This is a genomic window from Limnothrix sp. HT2024, assembly GCF_059138625.1.
In genome coordinates this window covers 2,464,435-2,486,349 of the sequence record NZ_CM181121.1, presented here as the reverse complement: position 1 = coordinate 2,486,349, position 21,915 = coordinate 2,464,435, and the positions used below count along the sequence as shown (strand labels likewise).

Genomic DNA, 21,915 nt, shown 5'->3' with positions numbered 1-21,915 from the left:
ACGGGCGATCGAACCCAGGATGGTGGATTCTGCGGATCGATCCTAGGGGCCAAACAGGTTTGAGAACGGATCTTCAAAAATGCCGGTTTCTGTCCCCAACAGGGCCGGCGGAATCGGCGGCAAGGTGCTAGGAACGGGCGGCGGGCCCACGGGCGTGGCAGCGGGCCCCGGCGCGGGCGCACCAACGACGGGACTGGGCGCGGGCGCAGGGGAAGCGGCAGCCTGGAGATTTTCCGGGAAGAAGGTCGATCGGGCGCGGCTGTTGCCCCCGGATTGCAGGAAGATTGCGCCGTCTTTCATGGAACCCACGCCATAGTTACCCCGGGAAATCAGGAAGGGGTTGGCCTGTTGATAAAACACATTACCGAAGGCTTGAAGTTGCTGATCGCGCATGGACCAAATCAGCCGATCGCTGCTGAGGTTGGCGCTGCGGAGGCGGGACACACCGCGCACATTGCCCAACATTTCGGCATTTTGGTTTTTGAGATCCATGAAGCCCCGATCGGCGTTTAACACCACCTGCTGTTGTCGTTCATAGACCGTTACGGGGCGATCGGCCGTCAGGGACTGGGCTTGGAATTGCCAAATCAGGGAATCGCTGGCCACGTCTACCCCAGGATTGCCGGTGCTGACTTGGGCTTGGTTACGCAAAAAGGCAACGCGATCTTTCAAGCTCACATCTACCAAGTTGCCCACGGCCCGATCGGAAATGACACAGCGGCCGCCCGCACAGTTAAACCGCTCGATGATGGTGCGGGTGTCGCTGCTGACCAGTTGCGGTTTCTGTTGCCACACCACCCGCTGGGATTGCACGCGCACGGCGGGATCCTGGCGCACGCCCACCACGTTCCCGATCGCCTGGGCCACTTGATCTTTCATTTGCCAAATAATGCGATCGGCCCGCAGTTGCATCGGCGGGTTTTGGCCGGTGGCAACGGCCTTGCCCTCCGCCTGGGCCACTTGGTCTTTCATTTGCCACAACACCCGATCGGCCGTCAGTCGGTTGGCTCCCTTGTTCTGAACGGCGACCACATTCCCGATCGCCTCGCTGACTTGCTTTTTGCGCTGCCACACCAGCCGATCGGTCGTCAGCTTCATCTCGGGCTTGCTGCCGGTGGCCACCACCTTCCCGATCGCCTGTAGCTCGTCGGCCTTCATTTGCCAAATCAGCCGATCGCTGTCCAACTTCATCTGGCGATCCTTGGAGACCAGCTTCACCGCCTGCACCATCTCCACCCGGCGATCGCGACTGAACGCCACCGCCTCCTGGGATTGGATCTTGGCCTGGGGATGATTCAGCGTCACCCCGCCCTTCATTTGCAGTTGGAACTTCGCGGGTTCCCAAGTGGCAGAGCCGCCCTGGAATTCCATTTTTTCCCGCACATCCTTGGCGCGCAAGTTGCCGGAAACCTTCAAAACTTGCCCGTTTTGTTCCACTTCCCCCTGTTTGGCCGTGATCTCATAGACCACCTTGCCATCCTGGAACAGCTTGCCCTTCACGTCCGACAGTTTGGCCAGCTTGCGATCGCGAGAATAGCGTGCTTGGTTGGCCCGCACTTCCCACAACACCTGCCCCTGCTTGTCCGCTCGGTTCAGGGTCAAATTGTCAAATACCAAGTCTCCTTGGAAGTCCTCGGCGGCCTTCGTGTCGGCGGCAATTCGTTCCTCCCCTCGGTTGCGATTGCCACAGGCCGTGCTCAGGCCGGCAATCAGTGCAAGGGCGACCAGTCCCCGAATAGCGCGAGTTGGAAAGCTCATAGGTGCAGCAGCGGTTGATCCTGAGTCTGATCTTGGGTTGGCCCCTAGGTTGGATTCTGGGTTGGATTCGGCTGAATTCGTTGGGGTTGAATTCGGCTCGATCGTGGCCGAGGGGGGCTAGCCCATGGGCGATCGCTGGGGATCGAAAAACCGCGATCGTCAACCGCAATTCTAAAGGCGAACGGGCAGGGACGGGATTGCCCAGGCCAGTTTCTTGCGGGACTGGGGCCCCAGCGGGCTGCCATGCGCACCACAACTGAGGGCTGCAAGGGGGCGCAAGCTTAGCTCTCTAAACGCTCTTCATCCGCATGGGGTAAGGGATGGTAGGTGTAGCCTTGGCGGGGGCTTTTTTTGATGTCGTCCTTGATCGCATCCAAATCAATATAGCGATCGGCCACGTTGATCAAATTGTCGCTGGTCATCGATCGCAAGCTGACCACTTCCACCCGGGCCCCGCGATAGCTCACCGCATCCACCGCATAGGCTAAATCCCCATCGCCACTGACCAAAATGGCCGTGTCATAGGAACCCACCAGCGCCATCATGTCCACGGCGATTTCCACATCGAGGTTGGCCTTTTTAGATCCATCGGGGAGCTGAACCAAGTCCTTGGCCACCACCCGATAACCATTGCGCCGCATCCACAACAAAAAGCCCTGTTGCTTTTCGTTGGTGCGATCGACCCCAGTGTAAAAGAACGATCGCAACAGCCGCGACCCGGCGGTCAGGCGGCAAAGCAGTTTGGTGTAGTCGATTTCAATGCCCAATTGCAGCGCTGCATAGAACAAATTTGAGCCATCAATAAAGATGGCAACCCGCCCTCGATTTTCCAGAACTTGCTCTGGCGTAAAGATCGGATCTCGCTCCATGTTGCTATTCATGATTGTTATGCCTCGTCGTTTAAAGAAGAAGATGGAACCTGCTCGATCGCCAGCCCATCGAAAAAGGTTTCAAAGGTTCTTAAAGAGCAAAAAGAAAGAAAAAGATCATCAAAAGCTCGGGACTTTTCAGGAGAGTTCTAGCAACTCCCTTCACGATAACCCGATCGCTCCGGTGGTCAATTCCAGTGCAATCGGTGCTCGCAAGTTACTGCGGCATTTCCAGCTTTTGGAACACGGGTTGCGGTTCCGCCAGCCCTTGCCCTGTCGGTAGGCCACCCCAATGGCCATGCCCCCCTAATTGCTCCCGCAGGGACGGATCCGCATTCACGCGATCGAAATCCACTGCAAACCCCAATTGGCCATAAATCCGGCTGCTCAGTTGAGGCACGATCGGGGACAGCCAATAGGCCGCCAACCGCACCGACTCCAACACCGCATACAGGATTGCTTCCACAGCCGCCCGATCGCCCTGTTTGAACTTCGTCCAGGGGGCCTGCTCGTCTAAGTACTTGTTGCCCGTTTGCGCCAACGTCAGCACCGACTGACAGGCCTCGTGCAGCGCCATGGCCCGATAGGCTCGCCCTGTTCGATCGCCCAACGTCGTGCCCAGTTGGCGCAACGGATCCGTTTCCGCCACCGTCACCGACGGCACCCGACCCTCGCAATACTTGTGGGCCATCTTGAGGGTTCGGTTCAGCAAATTTCCCAAATCATTCGCCAAGTCCGCATTCACGATATTAATAAACCGCGTTTCATTGAAGTCCCCATCGCGGCCAAACTCAATTTCCTTGAGGAAGTAGTAACGAACCGCGTCGCTCCCATAACGATCGATCAATGCCACCGGATCGATCGTATTCCCCAGCGTTTTGCCCATCTTTTGGCCATCTTTCGTTAAGAAGCCATGACCAAACAACCGTTGGGGAATCGGTAACCCAGCCGACATTAACATTGCTGGCCAATAAATGGCATGAAACCTCAGGATATCCTTACCAATCACATGGGTACTGATCGGCCACCAATGCTTCAGGGCATTCTCCAGGGTCGGGGCTTCACCGGGTTCTAACAGTGCCGTCACGTAGCCCAACAGCGCATCAAACCAAACATAAAGCGTATGCTTGGGATCATTGGGCAGCGCGAATCCCCAGTCGATGTTGACCCGTGAAATGGAGAAATCTTGCAGCCCCCGTTCCACAAATGCCAACACCTCATTGCGGCGACTTTCCGGTTGAATAAACTCCGGATGGTCTCCATAAAATTGCTGCAGCGCTGTCTGATATTTGGAGAGCCGGAAAAAATAATTTTCCTCATCGCGCCACTCAGCCTGCTTGTTGGGATGCACCAGGCAATGATGATCCTCCGTTAGCTCCCGTTCTTCCTTAAATTCTTCGCAGGAAACGCAGTACCACCCCTGTTGCTTGCCGGAATAAATGTCCCCCGCAGCCCAAACCCGCTCAAAAAATTCCACCACAATGGCGCGATGTCGCTCGTCCGTTGTCCGAATGAAGCGATCGTAACGGATATTCAGCTTTTGCCAGAGATCGGTGAAACCCTGGACAATCTCATCACAGTGTTCCTGAGGGTTTTTGTTGCGTTCCTGGGCTGTCCGTTCGATTTTTTGGCCATGCTCATCGGTGCCGGTAATCATTAGCACCGGATGCCCCTGTAACCGATAAAAACGGCCCACCGCATCCACCGCCATCGTGGTGTAGGCACTACCGATGTGGGGTAATGCGTTGACGTAATAGAGGGGGGTTGTGATCGTGAAGGGGGACGGTTGGAGGGGAGGCGGGGAACTGGTCAAATCTTCGGTGACAACCATGGATCGACAGACGAGATTAGGGGGATTTGTTAAGCGGAAAAACTGAGTATTTTTTCACAGCTTCTTAGAATACGGCCGAACCGAGCTTGCCGTCTATGGAGTACGGGGCGGGAGTCTGGGAGAGTTGAAGGAATTTTGGATCCAATTTTGGGCTTCAATTTAACCGAACCGGGGGACTGGGGCCAGTTTTACCCTAGGCGATGAGGGGGAAAAGCGGAGGGAACGATCGGGGTTTCCATAGATTTGTGCAGATTTGCGCGGAAGATGCCCCAGGAATGCACTCATCCTGCGGCCTAGTTGAGTAACTTCGGTTGTTGGGCTAGGACTGGTATCCCTACGCCTTGAGGCTGCGGAGGATGTCAATCTGCCGTCAATCGGTAGGGGCTGCGCATCCCTGGCTTGAAGGTTCCAACCCAAACCTCGTAGGTGCCAGCCGGCCATTGGGGTGCGGTCACTTGGGCGGAAGCCGTGCCCACGGTGTCATCGCCACAGAGGAGCAGTCCGTTGGGGCCGCGCACGGCCAAGGTGGTGTCGTCTTGGCCGCTGTTGACACTGAGGGTCAGGTTGGCGATCGGGGTTTGCAGGGTCAGGCGGTGATTGGGACTCAGGGAGCTGAAGCCAAGACAATCGTGGCCCGCTTGGTCGGTCGATCGCCCCAGGACAGCGGAGGGCAAGTCATGGGAGCCGATCGCCGTGCCGGTGAGGGAACCCTTGGGACTGTTGTTGGAAAGGGTCAAGTCCCCATCAATGGAAGTCTGGGCGATCGCGCGGGTGGCCCAGCAGCTCACCATGGCACAACCTAAGGTCAAAATCAGGGCAGGTTTCACGGTTCAAGGTCTCCAGTCGCAAGCTGAATGGGTACTATTCAACCTATTCTCAGCGGTGCGACCTTGGCCCGCCGTTTCGACCTATTTTTGATCCGACTGTGGCAGTTCCACGGAGACAAAGATGCCGTTAATTTTGGGGGCGATCGGGGCGGTGGCCCTGCTGCTGTTTTTGGACTGGACTGTGGTGGGGGCCTTTGTGGCCGTTATTCGTGGCTGGGTGGGTTGGGTGTTGCCGTTGCCCGGTTGGTTGGCGGCCGTTGGGGGATTGGCTTTTTTGGTTTGGTGTCTGAGCGAGGATTAGCGCTGAAAATTGGGTGTCGAGAATTGGGTGTTGAGAATTGGGTGTTGAGAATTGGGTGTTGAGAATTGGGTGTTGAGAATTGGGTGTTGAGAATTGGGTGCTTTTAAAATCGCATAGTCCTAGCAGTTAGTCCTAGCAGTCCTAACGGGGTTCGATCGCGGCGGCAACCGCCAATGGCTGTTTGGCATCGAGAGGCAGTTGCCCATCGATCGGAATTTCGATCGTGAAAGTGGTGCTCTGGCCCAGCTGCGATTGGCAACTGAGGCGACCACCATGCTTTTCCTGCACAATTTTGTAGCTGATGGATAGGCCCAAACCGGTTCCTTTACCCACATCTTTGGTGGTGAAAAAGGGGTCAAAAATGCGCTGAAGCAAGCCATCGGGAATGCCTAAGGCATTGTCTTGAATTTGGATTTTGACCCATCGATCGGGCGTGGTTGCCGTAAAAATTTCGATGGTGGGGATCCGCTTCTCCTGAGGATTCAGAATTAATTCCTCTAATGCATCGATCGCGTTCGAGAGCAAATTCATGATCGCTTGGTTTAATTGCCCCGGATAGCAGGTGACCAAAGGTAGATCGCCATAGTGCTTTTTCACCACAATCTCCGATCGCCCCTTACCCGACTTCAAGCGACTGCCCAAAATCACCAAGGTGTTATCAATTCCTTCATGGAGATTGACCTGTTTATAGTCTGCTTCATCCAGCCGTGCAAAATTTCTGAGGGAAGTCACGATTTCACGAATGCGTGATGCTCCTACTTCCATGGAACTCAGCAGTTGGGAAAAGTCTTCGATGATAAAATCCAACTCCTCATCATCAATAGGGCCGCTTTCGGATTCCACTTGTAAAGGCTGATCATCCCGATCGCGGTAAGCTGCCATCACAGTCAACAGTTGATTCATATAGAGCTTGGCGTGAACTAAATTACCGTAGATAAAATTCACAGGATTATTAATTTCATGGGCGATTCCTGCTACTAATTGCCCTAAACCTGACATTTTTTCACTCTGAACTAACTGGCTTTGGGCTTGCTTGAGTTCCAGCAGAGTCGCTTCCAAATCATCATTTTTCTGGCCCAGGTCAACCACGACCGTTTGAATTTCGGCTGTCATGCTATTGAACGTGGCGGCTAAGGCTCCCAACTCATTTTGTTGTGAAACTTGAACCTTGGTTTGATAGTTGCCTTCTCGGATTTTTTTGGCGGCCGCCGTTAATAAGGTCAAGGGCTGAATGAGCGATCGCGTGACCAACATCCCGATCGCGGTCGAGATCATAATTGAAATCAATAGGGCCCCCAACAACACTAAGCCCCACTGTCTGACGGGGGCATAAACTTCCTGCAAAGGCAGCTCCACCACCACATACCATTGGATACTAGACATATAATCCGTGACCCCGAGCACTGGCACATTTGCTAGACCTTGATAGGAGCGAACTCGGTTGGAATTGGTTCGTTTTTCCGTGGCGTATTGAGTGACATTGGCAGGTGCTTTTTGCAACTGAAAACGCTGATAGGTTTCGTTGGGCGATCGAGTTTTGGCAATTAATATCCCTCGTCGATCCAGAATGTAGGTATAGCCTGTTTGACCGACTCGATTATGAGCAACAATAAAATCAAGAAACTCTAAATTAACTTGAGCCACTAGTACCCCATCCAATTGATCTTGCTGGTTATGCACAGGAATGGCGATGGTGATTGCGGGAACTTGTGTCCTAGGATTCAGTTCCACTTGGGTAATCTGTCGAGATTGATATTGAAACACCCGTTGCACCACGGAATAATAGGGACGAGTGAGGGCAATGGCCGCCGCTTCATCACGCACGTAGGGGGCAATGGTAGTTAATAGCTTGCCCTGGCGATCGAACAGGGCAACAGACTCATAACTGTGGTTATCGCGCACCAATCCTTCGAGCATATTGCGATGTTCCCAAGGATGTAGCTCGCTGAATCCGCGCACCTTGGTTAAATAGCTCAAATGGAGTTGCATATCGTCCAAATAGGTCTCAATGCGACTGACGATCGATTGGGATCGAATTTGTTGAAGCTGCAAAGTGCGATCAATATAAGACTGGTAGCTCAAACTAATGAGAGCACCCCCAATTAAAACCACATTACCGATCACCAAGGTCACCAATCCCACCCGCATTAACATTGCCAGGGAATATTCACGAGCAAAGAAACGGCGGAAAAAGGTTGCTTTCATGGTGATGTGATGAAAAAGAGAAAAATCCCTTGAACCCGGTCTGAATTTGGTGAGCAATGGTCAAGGCTCAAGGATAACGGTCTTGAACTAAGAAGTCTTAGACCTGAATGAGTTCTTGTCGGTTAAGGTCAAGGGACAAGCCAAAGGATTGGGGCCCACCCACCTGCTCGATCGCTTGTCGGACAAAGCGCTCATCTACCAAATCCTGTGCAATGGCTTGGGGATCGAGGTTGCGCAGAAATTCAATTTCGCCTGTGATCAGCGTCGATTGAAGCGATCGCACCAAGGCTGTTGTATAGGATGGAAAAGGATAGGGCTGGAATGCGATGCGTTGTGATCGCCATTCCGGATGTTTAATTACCCCTTGAATTCGGTAAAACTCTGAATCAGAATAGGTCAGAACACGATCCAAAATGGACACTGGATAGGGCATATAATTTCCCCCATCCCGAGAGAGCAAATAGGCTAATTCAGATCGATTAATTTGAGACCATTGTTGTGCTTGAATAATCGCATTCACCACTCGTTGAGTCCATTGGGAATGTTGCCTAACGTCCGCTTCATGCATCAACACCACACAGCAAGCATGATCTTTCCAAACATCTCCTGTTAGACGTAATAATTTGCCTATGTGTGTCAATTCTGCCGCTGCATTATGGGGTTCCGCCACGATATAACCCGCTATTTTTCGAGCCTTGAGAGCTGCGACCATGTCCGGTGGCGGCAACACTTGCAACGCCACTTCCCGATCGCCCAATTTGCGAGGTTCCGTCCCATGAACCGGCTGCAATCCGTGATCTCGCAACAGAATTTGCAAAATGACATTGTGCAAGGAATACCAAGAGGGAACGGCGAGCGATCGTCCGGCTAAATCTTGAACCTGATTGATTTCCGGCAAAACCGTGATTGCAGAACCGTTCGTGTGGTTCCAAGCCATCACTTTGGCGGGAAATTTCAGGCCATAACGCATCCAAATGGCCGTAGGCATCAGGATATGAATCAGGTTGACCTCCCGCTTCATAAACGCTTGGGCGATCGCATCCCACGATCGATAGCGTTGGATGGGGGCAACGTCTAAATCCTCATGGGCATAAAAGCCTTTTTCCTGGGCTGCTAATAGGGGTGAAGCGTCGGTGATGGGTAAGTAACCAATTTTGAGGCGGGGTTCTTGGGTGCCCAAGGCCCGATCGAGCCATCCAGTTTGACATCCACCCAAAGCACTGGCCAATCCTGTGGAGGTTGCAAATAAACCAGTTAAGTGGAGCCACTGACGGCGGGTTAATGGTTGAGTCCAAGAATCAGGAATAGCCATGCAAATGGACGAATTTGAAGGAAAAGCAAAGACGCGGTGATTGAATCAAGCCATCGGGGCCAATGGCTCAGAAGTCTTGCTGAGAACTATGGTTGAGCAATGGGGTTGAGCAATAAGGCTGAGCAATGGGGTTGAGCAATAAGGCTCAGAGAGGTGGCTGAGAAATAGGGTTAAAAATCTCATCAACTTCATTCTGAAAACTGACCCTTGGACCAAGTTGTCTAGCCTAGTAACCATTATCACTTTCCAAACCCTATTATTCGAGGCAAGATCTCAATGCTTCCCAGTTACTTCCCGGTTACTTCCCAAAAATGGGTCAAGAAATGCTGATCATCGCGGCAGGCGCAAAATGCTAATGACGGGTGTTGATGTTCATTCTTGAGGTTCAGGGCTGATATCTGAATAGGTGTTCAGGAAATAATTAAAACGTCAATGAATAACAGGTTGGATATCAGGCGCAATATCAGGCGCGATATCAGGTGTGATATCAATCCTGGTATCCATACTGACTTGTGAACTGGAAGATGGGCTGAAATATCGTAAATTTGCAATATATAGGGCTGAGATCAGGGAATTTTTCAGGCTGATAAAAGTTTTCTGAGATTTTTGATGGACAGGTGAAATCGTCAGGATCGGCGGCTCTCGAATCATCAAGCCCCAAAAAGTGGATGGGTGCTCCATGAATCGGGATCCAAAATGGTGCTCGCGAGATCTCCCGGCGGGTATTGGTCGATGCGCCTTGGTTGAAAGACCAGCGCGACTTGTATGTTTGTTAGTATTCTTGAGCGCTTACTCGCAAAACAGTATCGGGTCTGATTTTGAGCTTGTCGCCTTCCCAACTTCCAGTTTCCTGGTCTTCGGCTGACCTTGATCCGCAGCCAGCGGCCCTGGCTAGGGTGGCTGAGTTGCGATCGACCCTGCGCCAGCAACCGATCGGGCCAGAAGCAGCGGTGTGTTATGGCCAGTTGGGGGCAGCGCTGGCAATGTTGGGGCGACGAGTGCCGGCCCTGTGGGCGTTTTTGCATCAGGCTCTTTGTGCCGGTTGGGACGATGCGGACTTGGCCTACCGGGAATATCATCTGCTGCCGACCTGCGCGATCGAGCAGCAAGCCCACGCCCATCACCAACTGGCCCTGTGGCTGCGCGATCAGGACTGTTGGTTGGGGGCCCGCATGGCCCTGGAGGAGGCGATCGCCCTCAATCCAGACGCACCGACCACTTGGACGGCCCTAGGCGATTGGTGGCGAGACTGTCCCGACCCGGCCTTGGAACCGGAGCGGGTCGATCGGGCCTTGGCGGCCTATCTCCAGGCCTTGTATCGCAACCCCACCTACCGCCGACCCTACGATCACTTGTTTCGGTTGCTCCAACGGGCGGGCCGTTTTGAGGATGCCCTGTCCTGTGGGCGCAAGTGGGTTCCGCGTTCCCTGGTGTTGGCCGATCGCCAGCAGGTTCCCCCGGAATTACCCGCCGCCACCTTGGACTATTGCCCGATCGACCCGGCCGATCGGGTGCAGCTCAGGGCTTCCCGATCGCCCCTCGGAGAGCCGCCCCATCCCGACCTTTGCGCCACTGAATACGAAGTCGATCCCACCTTTGTGGTCACCCTGCCCCAGGGCCGGGCCTGGACGGATCATTACACCAGCGCCATTTTTACCGAAACGGGCGCATTGGTTCAGGAACTCTCCCTCGGCAGCGCGGAGTTGGTGGCCCTGTCGGAGCAATTGCCGCCGCCGCGTCGGGTTGCGGGAACCGTCGCCCTGTTGTCGGTGGCGGGGGGGTCAATGTTTTGTCACTGGTTGCTAAATCTCCTGTCGCGGTTGCGGCTGCTGGCCGATGCGGGCTGGACGTTGGATCAGTTTGACTATGTGGCGGTGAATGAGCAGGAATATCGCTACCAAGTGGAAACCCTCGAACTGTTGGGCATTTCGCCCCAAAAGCTGATTATTAGCAATCCAGACGATCGCCATATTGTGGCCGATCGGCTGGTGGTGCCCTCGCGGGTCGATCGCGCCACGCCCTGGATTTGCGACACCCTGCGGCAACTATTCTTGCGACCCGCCATTATTCAGTCCATGGCCCCGCACGATCGGCTCTATATCAGTCGTGACTGGGCCAAATATCGCCGCGTCGTGGACGATCGCCAACTCAGTGATTGGCTGGTGCGTCAGCATGGGTTCAAAATCGTGCTGCTGGAAAGTCTGTCCTTTGCCCAACAGGTTTCCCTTTTGGCCCAAGCCAAGGTGGTGATTGCGCCCCATGGAGCCGGCCTCACCAATCTGGTTTTTTGCCAACCGGGCACGATCGTCCTGGAACTGTTTTCGCCGCGCTATGTGCCCAGCTACTTTTGGGAAATTGCCGACCTGATTGGCCTCGCGCACTATCACCTGGTGGGTGAACCCCTGGATCGCTATCCCGATCCGGAGGCGATTTTGAACTATCGCTTCTCGGATCCCGGGGCGGATGGGATTTGGATTCCGTTCGATCGCTTCCAAACGGCCGTCAACCATTTGCTGACCCAGAGTTAACCCAGGGCTAACCCAACGCAAATCCAGAACTGCTCGATCGCCCTGCTTACATCCCTGCTGACATCAAGGACAATTGATACTCCCCATTAACATTCATTCGGGTTAATGAGTGTTTTCTGGCGTTGGGCTAAACGTTGGGGATCGCAAGAATTCAGTCATTGGTCAGGGGCATCTACCGCCCAAAACTCGATTTTTGGGCTGACTGAGGAACACCCGTTGAGGCCGGTTCTAAACTCAATAACCAGGTGAAAAAATAGGAAGAAATAGACTACTTACACGAATCAACTAGTAGCCCTCATCCTCCCAAGCTTTCTTTCCCAAGATGGGACTGATTGATTAATAAAACTCTTAGAGGATGTCTGAAAAGCCGAAATTGCTACTCTGTACGCCCCAGTGATCGACTTAGACAAGATGCTCAAGCCCCTTGCCCCCACGACTATTGGTGCTTGCCCGTGCCAAATAATACCTTTTAAACATCCTCTTAGTATCCTAATTTTGTAAGGGTTTTAAAATTGCTGTATCCCAACAATTCCAAAACGTTTGTCAGTCAGCCAGCACGATGGCCGCAGAGAAGCCAAAACAGTTGGGTTACAGCGATCTCGTTTCTGGTCGGCAAGTCCTTCTCCCAAGTAAAAAGAAGGATTTATATCAATTTTGTTGTCAATGCTACAAATACTAAAAATTCTGACCGGAAACCATTATTGGTTTTAGACTGCCCGTAGTGTCTACTCACGAAATTCATATAAGGCATACTAATTTCGATTGTCAGCGCCACAAATTTTGTACTAAAACCCTTATCAGTCAAGAATCTTGAGTAGCGCCAAATCAGGAAACTGCAAAAGCTATCAAAGCTCAATGACTGTTTGCTTGACACAAACAGTTAACTAATTTATCTTTGATGCCAATATGTTCAAAATGCGTATTAAATCCGACTCGTAATCAGTGGTGCGAAAAATTTAAATGCTTCAAAAAAAATTGCTTAATTGGGTGCATCTGGGTTCTGCAATATCGGTTTTAGTTGCCTTTCCCGCAAAGGCTGATTTGGTACTAGAGAGTTCAGCCAAACTAGAACCATCTGACACTTCCGAATTCCAATCTCCTAGCACCTTAAACTCCCCGCTCAACGAAATCATTCGTGTCAGCACTCTTGAGGCGCAGCGCCCCGCTACTACCGTCGAAGACTGGCTGTCTCAATCTTCCAATCCCGTTGCCGATTCCTCGTCACCCATTCAAATAACGGGTGTACGACTCAATTCAACAGCTAGCAGCATTGATGTCATCCTAGAAACAGTAGGCAATGCGGCGCTGAGCGGTTCTACTGCCACGGAAGGAGACAGCCTCATTGTTGATATTCCCAATGCTCAGTTGCAGTTGCCAGAAGGCAATCCATTTCGTCAAGAAAATCCTGCTGAAGGCATTAGCTCAATCGATGTAAATAATGCCACACCAAACAGCGTGCGAGTCATCATCACTGGAAGCACCGGCGCACCAGTAGGCAATGTAGTTGCCAGCCAGCAAGGGTTAACTCTGAGTCTGACGCAGCAATCCTCAGAGGAAGGAATTGAACTAGCAGAAGAAGAAGTGGAACTGGTTGTCACAGCACAGAAACGGACTGAATCAGCCCAAGATGTTCCCATTAGTCTGACGGTTATTCCTCAGCAGACTTTAGAGGATGCCCAGATTGATTCGTTTCAAGAAATTGCCAACAACACGCCCAACTTCAGCTTTTTCCCGACCAATGCTGGAGGCTCTGACTTTAGTTACTACAGCATTCGTGGTCTGAATAACTTTAACTTTTTAGTTAGCCAGGACAGCGTTGGTTATTACATTGACGATGTTCCTTTTGACTTCGGTGCTTTCCTAGACTTGGGATTACTGGACTTGGAGCGAGTTGAGGTGCTGCGAGGCCCCCAAAGTACGCTGTATGGAAGAAGTAGCCCGGCTGGGGTGGTTAATGTCATTTCTCGCCGGCCAACCAATGAGTCAGAGCTGCGCATTGCAGGGGGCTATGGTAGCTATAACTCTCGAGAAGTGCAGCTATCGTATAGCAATGCTCTGATTCCCGATCGATTGGCATTTCGATTAGCAGGAACCTATCAAGCCAGGGATGGGGTATTTGAGAATGAAACCCTCGATCGCATGGTGGGCGATCGCGAGCAATTCCTGGGACGAGCACAATTGTTGTGGACTCCTTCGCAGGAATGGAGTGTTTCATTTAACACTTATGTTAATGACGCTGACAACGGTGATCCTGTCTTTACCAGGCAGGATGCTGACGATCCCTTTGAAACCTTAAAAGCGGTTGATGGGTTCGTTCGACTCAACAGCAACACTCAAGCCTTGAGAGTCGGCTACAACGGCCCTGACTTTCGGGTGACTTCAATTACCACACGACGCTTCAGCAACCAAGAAGTTTTGTCGGGGGATAGTTTTGCTCCGCCGCTTGATTTGCTTCGTTCAGTAATTGATTTCAACTCGACCGTATGGACGCAGGAAATCCGAATTCAGTCTCCTGAAAATGCTGACCGATTTAAGTGGCTAATCGGTGGATATTACGAGTCCCGTGCATTCGATGTTGACAACGATGCCTTTGAATACACAGCCCTTGGCGCTAGCCAGTTTGGTTTAGATTCTGCTGGACAAAATCGAGTGATTGCTGAACAGGATCGCAGCACCTATGCGATTTTCGGGCAGGTTGACTACAAGCCAATTGATGCGCTCACTCTTTTTGCTGGGCTGCGGTATGAGACATCGGATTACGACCTCGATCGCCGTCGTATCTTTGAAGCAGCAGACAGCGTAACCGTCTTAAGTCCAGAAATTCAAACCGAAGACAGCAGCAGTGAACTGATTCCCCGGTTCGGGATGCAATATCGCTTTAGCCCAAACGTGATGGCTTACGCCACGATCGCCAAAGGTTATCGACCGAGTGGGTTCAACTATCGCGCTGATACGGAAGATATCCGCAGCTATGACGAGGAAAAGACCTGGACGTATGAAGTTGGAGTGAAATCTTCCTGGTTTGACGATCGCCTGACCGCTAACCTCTCGGTATTTCACAATGATGTTGACGGCTATCAGGTGTTGCTAGTTGATGATTTGGGTTTCTTCAGAAACATTGCCAGCGCGGACGTGGAAGCAACTGGGTTGGAGTTTGAACTAGGTGCAAAATTGGCAAAAGGATTGGATGTTACTGCTGGGGTAGGCTACGTCAATAGCCGATTCACGCAGTACAGAAATCCCCTCACCGGCAGCGACTTCAGCGACAATCGCGTTCCCTTTGCCCCTGATCTGACCTACAACTTAGCGTTGCAGTATCGTAGCCCCGGTGGCATTTTTGCCCGGGCTGAATTGCGTGGCTATGGCACAACGTATTTTGATGATGCAAATCAAGTGACGCAAGACCCATTCGCGATCGTCAATTTGCGTCTGGGCTATGAATGGCGCAATTATGGCATTTACGTCTTTGCTAACAACTTGTTTGACACGCGCTACATTACCTCTGGGTTCCAATTTCCACCGCCCAATGTAACAGCAGGCTTTGGTGAACCCGTCACTTATGGGCTGCAATTTCGAGCAAGTTTCTAGGGAGACCGGTGAGCTGAGATGAAAAAGAAACTGATTCTGCTCGCCAGTCTTTATATCTCCCAGTATCTTCCAACCACGTTTTTTATCCAGACTGTTCCGGTGTTGATGCGACAACAGAATAGGTCGCTGGGCGAGATCGGCTTTTTGGGTTTTCTGATCATTCCGTCTGCCTTGAAGTTTCTTTGGTCTCCCCTAGTCGATCGGTATCGTTTCCTGGGGTTAGGACGTTATCGTGGTTGGATTATTGGCTGTCAAAGCTTATCGATCGCCACGCTGCTGGTGAGCGCTTTTTTGGATGTGCAGACCAATCTGATCGGATTGCTAGTCTGCATGTTTTTAGCTTTCTTATTTTCTGCCAGCCAAGATATTGCTACGGATGCTTTAGCCGTTAACCTATTGCTGCCTCGCGAGCGTGGAATTGGCAATGCGATTCAAGCGAGTGGTAATTTTTTGGGAGCGATTATTGGCGGAGGCGTAGCCTTGACTTTACTGGATAAAGCTGGGTTTCAGACTACGCTGCTGACCATGGTGATCGCTTTGCTGCTGTGCTTGATCCCTACTTTGTTTTATCAAGAGCGCCATGATCCAGCCGCCCAATCTGCTGTATTCAAGTCCTACTTTCAGCCATTTATTCGCTTTTTTTCTCGTCCCAATTTATGGATATGGCTGCTGGCAGTGCTGCTGTATATGATTAGCGAAAATGTTTCGAGCACTCTAATTCGTCCCCTGTTGGTTGATCGTGGCTTATCTTTATCTGAAATTGGTTGGTTACTGGGTATCGCCAGCTATGTTTCTAGAATCATTGCTGCATTGGTGGCAGGATTGCTGATCGCATCATGGGGCAGCAAGCGATCGCTGATTACCTTTGGTGTTATTGCCAATGTTGCGACGCTGTTGTATATCTTGCCTGCTGCTGGTGTTGCCAGTCCGTCTGTCCTCTACATGGTCTGCATTCTTGTTAGTGCTGCTCAGAGTATGGCCTACACGGCCCTCTTGACTGGCATCATGGATCGCAGCAATCCTGCGACCGCCGGTACTGACTATACAACTCAAGTTTCTGTCGTGTTTGTGGGTGTGGTTGCCAGCACAATTTTCAGTGGAATCGTGGCTGAGGCGATCGGATATGCACTCACGCTGATCATCAGTGTGGTTGTGAGTTTATCGAGTATTCCATGGGTTGCTAAAGCATATAAGAACAGTTACTAAATCTGACAGAGCTTCTACATCGCCATTTCAAAAAGACAGGCACGGGATCGCAGTGGGAATCGATCGGGTGTCCGTCTTTCTGTCGTTTAGAGGATTTCTGAACAGCCAAAACGGCTACCTTGTGGGCTGCGTTGATCGACGAAGACGTTGCATTGATCGACAAAGACAAGATGCTCAAGCCCCTTGCCCCTGAGGCTACTAGCACCTCTGCAAGTGCTCCAAGTGACTTCTCAGGCATCCTGGCCGCTGTGCAGACCCCGGACTGATCCCAACGCGATCGCTCGATCGCGTTGGGATCGCCTCGAATCATTATTTTTGCAACTAATTATCATTTACAATCACGGTGCAATCAGAATGATGCACTTCTTTTCTAATAAAACTCCGTTAAGTCTCTAACTAAGAATGGTATTTAAACTGTCTGATCAGTCTGATCGTGATCGAGAGTCCTTGGGTGGTCAGTCGGCCAGCGCTCCCGATCCCCCGATCATGGATGCTTCCTCAGCCGTTGCGTTGAATGTGCGAAATCCGCGTGACCAACGTGAACCGGGTAGCCCTAGTCATGAATGGAACCTTGAGCCAGATCCTGGAATTGCCCTGGCGTTCCATTGCCGTCGTCAGCTAACGGATCGGAGGCGCTCTCGATCGCGATCGGCGGGCGTTCATGCGGGGGAATGGGTTATGACGTTGGCGGCCAGTTGCCCGATCGACGATCGCCCAACCCAGGGACGGCCATTATTCGTTGGGTTAGCCACCGACTACGACTCAAGGGATGCGGTCGATCGCGCCCAAAATCCATGGGCTGCGGTGCGAACTTTGCGTATTGATCTGTATTGGGCCCCCGATCGCTCGCAACAGTTCAATCTGGGGCTGCTTGACCTGTGGACTCTGTTGGCGAGCGATGAAACTTGGCTGCGATCCAATGCCCAGGGCGATCGGCTCACCACGGCCATGGAATTGGTGCTGCAACAGATGCTCGGCTGTGGCTTTGAGGGGGCCATGCGGCAACTGTATCTCGAGAGCAAAGCCGTAGAACTCTTGGCTCTCTGGCTGGAACAAGTCCAGACCAGGGCCACACCAGCGGCCGATTTGCCCAGTCAGCCGCCCGCACCACCCACCCTCAAGGACGGCGATCGCGATCGAATCTACCAAGCTCGGGATATTTTGCTGCGGCGATTTCGTAAACCACCGTCCCTGAAGGAGTTGGCGCATCAGGTGGGGCTAAATGACTGCACCCTGAAGCGGCAGTTCAAACAGGTTTTTGGCACGACGGTCTTTGGTTATTTATACGACTACCGGATGGAGCAAGCCCGTCGCTGGTTGCTCGATCGCCAATGGTCGGTCACGGAGATAGCCCGGCGCGTGGGCTACAAAAACCTTTGCGCGTTCAGCACGGCCTTTCGCAAAAAGTTTGGAGTCAGCCCGCGATCGCTCCAGCGCCAGGGCCAGGCCACGGGCGATCGCGAGGGCTAGTGCGCTCCTAAAAATTCCGTTTCTCCAAAGAAAAATTCCGTTTGAGCAAACTTTAGTCCCCCATTTTGGGGGAGTGACACCGTAAGATCATCTCGCCAATTAGTTGAAAGTAGTTCTCAACTATTTTTAATGCTTGTGACTCACCGTCACGATGGCTGGTGCGAGGGGATTGGTGCAATTTGATGACTTTAAAACTGGCTTTGGGAGTTTTGCGCACTTGCATGGGGCTAGTGCTGGCTGTGGAACCGTCGGAATCGGGAGCGATCCTGAACTTAGCGGAATTTTCGCAACCCAGCACCTCCGTGAGCGATTGGCTGGCCCAGGCTGCATCGGATCCGGTGCGCATCACGGGGGTGACCTTGGAGCCAACGGAAAGGGGGCTGGACATTGTGTTGACAACGGCCCAGGGGCAACCCCTGGCCATTGATGCCACCCGGTTTCGGGCTGAGGGCAACCAACTGCTGGCGGACTTGCCCAATGTAGTGCTAGCTTTGCCCAATGGGGCAACGTTCCAGGCGGCCAACCCCACAGCAGATATTGCGGAAATTCGGCTGGTGCAACGAGAGCTGGGCTTGGTGCAGGTGGTGGTGACGGGGGCGGCAGGGTTGCCGCGCAGGGAGGTGGCGTTGGTGGCCGATGGGTTGGCCTATACGCTGAATCCCGAGGCGATCGAACCGGCCGAAGAACTGGTGGTGACGGGCGATCGCGCACCGGGATATAACGTGCCCAGCGCTTCTGTGGGCAGCCGCACCAACACCGACAGCCTCGATTTGCCTTTTTCGGTGCAGGTGGTTCCGGAAGAGCCACTGCGCGATCGCCAGGTACAAAGCGTCAACGAGGCCCTGCGCACGGTGGCTGGGGTCACGCCCGATAACCCCTCCTACTCACCCTTTGAGGGTTTCACGATCCGGGGATTCACGGGCCGGCGCGACAACACCAACATCACGTCCCTCATTGCCCTCTCAAATTGCGCTTTCAAATCTTTCAAATATCGATCGCAGCGAAATGCTGATTTGAACCTCAGAGGATATCTGAGCAGTATCTTTCAGTACGGATCAGGCATCAATTGTCGTGGGAGCAAGGGGCTGAGGGCCTGTCGTCGTTTCGCCTGCAACCCTAGATCTGCCGTTAGCGGATCGTTGTAACAAGGGGCTTAAGCCCCTTGTTACAACGATTGGGGCACGGAAAATCAACCGTATCAGCCTCACCTTGAAAAATGATGACACCCCCTAAGCCCCTTGTCTGCGTCGATCACTGGAGCGTACAAAGTAGCAATTTTGGCTTTTCAGATATCCTCTCAGGAGAGTCACCATTCATTAGTCAAAATTTTGCTTGAAATTAATCATTTTCCAATTAGGTTCAAATAGCGATGCAGAAGCTGGGTGAAATTTTGGTGGCAGCGGGAGCAGTTGCGGTTCCCCTCACGTTGTTTTCAGTGTTGGCGATCGCCCTGATCATCGAGCGAGTGGTTTTTTGGTTTCGAGTTAATCGACGGCAAACCAAAGCCATTCGGGAAGTGTTGGATCTCTATGAATTTGATCCATTGCTGGCAGTTGAAAAACTCAAGCGCAACGTAGATTTACCTCTGGGGCGAATTTTCCTGGCGGCAGCATCCTTAGAAGAAGCGGAACCCGATGAAATTGCCCTGGCGATCGATGGGGCTACTCAGGCAGAAATTCCCGTTTTAAAACGCTTTAACAACATCTTCGACACCATCATCACGCTCTCCCCCTTGTTGGGATTGCTGGGAACCGTGTTGGGGCTAATTCAATCCTTTAGCTCTCTGAATTTAGGCGATGTGGGCGGTGCAAAAACCACCGCCGTGACTTCCGGGATTAGTGAAGCCTTGATTTCTACCGCCTTTGGGTTGGTGGTGGCGCTGTTTACGCTGTTTTTTGCCAATACCTTTCGAGGATTTTACCTACGGCAAATTGCCCTGATTCAAGAATATTCAGCGGAACTGGAACTCCGGCATCGGCGCTATTGGAAAAAAATGCGACTCAAACAAACCGAGGAGACACCCTATGCGCAGACGAAGAAGTATTGAAGAACCGGATTTGCCGCCTCGGATTGAAATTGTGCCGATGATCGATGTGATCTTCGCCATTCTGACCTTTTTTATTATGTCTACGCTCTTTTTGGGGCGGTTTGAAGGGTTGGCGGTGAATCTGCCGAAAGCCCAATCTGCTAAACCCCAAAAGGTGATTCGAGCCACGGTGACACTCGATCCCCAAGGTGGTTTATTTCTGAACAAAACCCCCGTGGCGATCGACTCTTTGACCAATGCGATTCGAGGACTTCAGCAATCGGGACAGGATTTAACGATCGTCCTGAATGCGGATGGTTCGGTGACCCACGATCGCGTGGTGGCGGTGATGGATCGGGTGCGCCAAGTGGAGGGGGCCAAACTGGCGATCGCCACCCAAAAAGTCACTCCGCCCTAAGGGATTGCTTACCTATTTTTGCCCGATCGCTCGATGGTTTAAATCCGCCTATGGACAGCTCACAACTGATTGGTCAGCAGCGCCAAAAAGAATCTCGGTGGCTGAAACGGTTTTTGTTAGGTAGCCTTTGCGGGTCGGCGGCGCTGCATGGCTTGGCTTGGGGCTGGCAGGTGCAGGATTTGTGGGGCGATCGCCCGGTCAGTGACGACACCGAAATGGAAGTGACCATTTCCAACGTCACGCCCGACCAACCGCCGGAACCTCTCGCCCCACTGCCCCAAACCCAGGTGCCACAACCCGCCCAGCGCGATCGGGTTCCTTTGGCTCCCCAAAGTCAGGCTCCTTTGAAAGCCGGTGAAGACGCACCTACCCGCAACCCCAACCCCACAGCTGATCGCGACCCGATCGCCCCCGGCACTAGTCCCACGGGGGATGCACCGGCCCTGGGGACGGGCACTGGCCCGATTAGCGATCCCAATGGCACGGGGGACGGATTTGGCAATGCCAGCCAAGCCACCGGATTCACCTCGGGCGCACCGACCGGCGATCCCGAAGGCACGGGGTCGAGCGATGAGGAACCGGCTGGCACCTTGGAGGGGCCGCCCGTGGCCAGCCCGCCCCCGAGTCCGCCGCCCGCGCGATCGCCCGGCCAGCCCCAATGTGTGAGCTGTCCCCTGCCGCGCTATCGGGGTACGGAAGCCAGTCCCCGCGTGGATTTGCGAATTCGACCCGATGGCAGCGTAGAGGTGCGGTTGCGCCAATCCAGCGGTAACCCCGAGGTCGATCGCGAAACCCTAGAAGCGATGCGGCAATGGCGCTTTGACCCGCAAACCGTGCCTGAGGGCGGCCTGCGCCGACCCATGCGCGTCACCTACGAAGAGGAGGGATCGCGGTTCCAACGGGCTAACGAGGCGCGCCGTCGCGAGGAAATGGAGCGTCGTCAGGCGGCGGAACAGGCGGAACGGCAACGGGCCGCTGAACGCCCCGTGGAACAGCCCGTTACACCCACTGCCGATCGCCCTGTGGAACCCGCTGCCGATCGTCCGGTTGATCGCCCCTCTGAACGCCCAACGGAACGCCCCACCGAGCGCACCGCTGAGCAACCGGCCAGCCCCGCCCCCGCGGCTGCCTCCACGGGATCCGCCCCCGCTGCTCCGGCGAGCACTGACCGGGAACCGCGCCCCAGTCGCCCCAGCGCGCCCAGCACCGCTAGCGATCCAAGTCCTAGCCGCCCGGCTCCAGAACCGGCGCGCCCCGCAGTGGTGGCCCCCGCCCGATCGCCCGTGGCCCCAGCGGAGCCACCGGCCCGCAGTCCCGCCGCCGAGGCCCCGGCCGCGCCAGTCCGCCGCAGTCCCCGGCCCACCCGATCGCCCCGGCCCCGGCGATCGCCCCGCCCGGCTCAAGCGGCCCCGGCTCCTCAGCCCGCGCCCGCCGCCCCGGTTGCGCCCAGCGCTCCGGAACCCGCCCCCGCCAGTAGTCCCGCCGACTAGATCGAACACCACTGATGTCCGAGTCCCGATCCGCCGTTACCCCGGCGTGATCCCCGATCGTGCTGCGCAAAATTCGGGCGCGAGTG

Annotated in this window: 16 protein-coding genes; 9 read left to right on the top strand and 7 right to left on the bottom strand. The window is 53.5% G+C overall.

Annotated elements, in window-relative coordinates:
* Positions 1-42 precede the first annotated feature (42 nt).
* The 4 genes from lptC to AC2IAX_RS09875 form a co-directional block, all read right to left on the bottom strand.
* Positions 43-1,758: an LPS export ABC transporter periplasmic protein LptC gene (lptC, locus tag AC2IAX_RS09890; RefSeq protein ID WP_494387365.1), complete on the bottom strand. Its 1,716-nt coding sequence runs from the start codon at positions 1,756-1,758 to the stop codon at positions 43-45.
* Positions 1,759-2,039: 281 nt separating this feature from the next.
* Positions 2,040-2,639, bottom strand: coding sequence for a LabA-like NYN domain-containing protein (locus AC2IAX_RS09885; RefSeq protein WP_393010027.1), 600 nt, complete (start codon positions 2,637-2,639; stop codon positions 2,040-2,042).
* Between the two features lie 205 nt (positions 2,640-2,844).
* Positions 2,845-4,458, bottom strand: coding sequence for a methionine--tRNA ligase (metG, locus tag AC2IAX_RS09880; RefSeq protein WP_494387364.1), 1,614 nt, complete (start codon positions 4,456-4,458; stop codon positions 2,845-2,847).
* 359 nt (positions 4,459-4,817) lie between these two features.
* On the bottom strand, positions 4,818-5,285 hold the full coding sequence (locus AC2IAX_RS09875) for a hypothetical protein (RefSeq protein ID WP_494387363.1): 468 nt from the start codon (positions 5,283-5,285) through the stop codon (positions 4,818-4,820).
* Positions 5,286-5,406: 121 nt separating this feature from the next.
* On the opposite strand from AC2IAX_RS09875, the gene AC2IAX_RS09870 reads away from it, so the two are divergent.
* The gene (locus AC2IAX_RS09870; protein WP_494387362.1) at positions 5,407-5,586 is read left to right on the top strand and encodes a hypothetical protein; all 180 of its coding nucleotides are present in this window, start codon (positions 5,407-5,409) and stop codon (positions 5,584-5,586) included.
* Between the two features lie 141 nt (positions 5,587-5,727).
* Here AC2IAX_RS09870 and AC2IAX_RS09865 read toward each other — a convergent pair whose 3' ends face one another.
* From AC2IAX_RS09865 to AC2IAX_RS09855, 3 genes are all read right to left on the bottom strand, one after another.
* Positions 5,728-7,791 (bottom strand): sensor histidine kinase, encoded by a 2,064-nt coding sequence (locus tag AC2IAX_RS09865; protein WP_494387361.1) that lies wholly within the window; start codon positions 7,789-7,791, stop codon positions 5,728-5,730.
* Between the two features lie 97 nt (positions 7,792-7,888).
* A complete protein-coding gene (locus AC2IAX_RS09860) occupies positions 7,889-9,103 on the bottom strand; it encodes an ABC transporter substrate-binding protein (protein ID WP_494387360.1) in 1,215 nt (404 codons plus the stop codon).
* A gap of 429 nt (positions 9,104-9,532) precedes the next feature.
* Positions 9,533-9,784: a hypothetical protein gene (locus AC2IAX_RS09855; RefSeq protein ID WP_494387359.1), complete on the bottom strand. Its 252-nt coding sequence runs from the start codon at positions 9,782-9,784 to the stop codon at positions 9,533-9,535.
* 143 nt (positions 9,785-9,927) lie between these two features.
* On the opposite strand from AC2IAX_RS09855, the gene AC2IAX_RS09850 reads away from it, so the two are divergent.
* The 8 genes from AC2IAX_RS09850 (at position 9,928) to AC2IAX_RS09815 (ending at position 21,829) form a co-directional block, all read left to right on the top strand.
* Positions 9,928-11,631 carry a glycosyltransferase family 61 protein gene (locus tag AC2IAX_RS09850; RefSeq protein WP_494387358.1) on the top strand — a complete coding sequence of 568 codons (1,704 nt, stop codon included), beginning with the start codon at positions 9,928-9,930 and terminating at the stop codon, positions 11,629-11,631.
* Positions 11,632-12,591: 960 nt separating this feature from the next.
* A complete protein-coding gene (locus AC2IAX_RS09845) occupies positions 12,592-15,219 on the top strand; it encodes a TonB-dependent receptor domain-containing protein (RefSeq protein ID WP_494387357.1) in 2,628 nt (875 codons plus the stop codon).
* 18 nt (positions 15,220-15,237) lie between these two features.
* On the top strand, positions 15,238-16,425 hold the full coding sequence (locus tag AC2IAX_RS09840; protein ID WP_494387356.1) for an MFS transporter: 1,188 nt from the start codon (positions 15,238-15,240) through the stop codon (positions 16,423-16,425).
* A gap of 486 nt (positions 16,426-16,911) precedes the next feature.
* Entirely contained in the window at positions 16,912-17,895 is a 984-nt protein-coding gene (locus AC2IAX_RS09835; RefSeq protein WP_494387355.1) for an AraC family transcriptional regulator, read from the top strand.
* 182 nt (positions 17,896-18,077) lie between these two features.
* Positions 18,078-19,040: an AMIN domain-containing protein gene (locus tag AC2IAX_RS09830; protein WP_494387354.1), complete on the top strand. Its 963-nt coding sequence runs from the start codon at positions 18,078-18,080 to the stop codon at positions 19,038-19,040.
* Between the two features lie 224 nt (positions 19,041-19,264).
* Positions 19,265-19,942 (top strand): MotA/TolQ/ExbB proton channel family protein, encoded by a 678-nt coding sequence (locus tag AC2IAX_RS09825; RefSeq protein ID WP_494387353.1) that lies wholly within the window; start codon positions 19,265-19,267, stop codon positions 19,940-19,942.
* A complete protein-coding gene (locus AC2IAX_RS09820) occupies positions 19,920-20,339 on the top strand; it encodes an ExbD/TolR family protein (RefSeq protein ID WP_494387352.1) in 420 nt (139 codons plus the stop codon). The genes AC2IAX_RS09825 and AC2IAX_RS09820 overlap by 23 nt, the downstream gene beginning before the upstream one ends.
* Before the next feature lie 50 nt (positions 20,340-20,389).
* Positions 20,390-21,829: an energy transducer TonB family protein gene (locus tag AC2IAX_RS09815; RefSeq protein WP_494387351.1), complete on the top strand. Its 1,440-nt coding sequence runs from the start codon at positions 20,390-20,392 to the stop codon at positions 21,827-21,829.
* Positions 21,830-21,915: the final 86 nt, after the last annotated feature.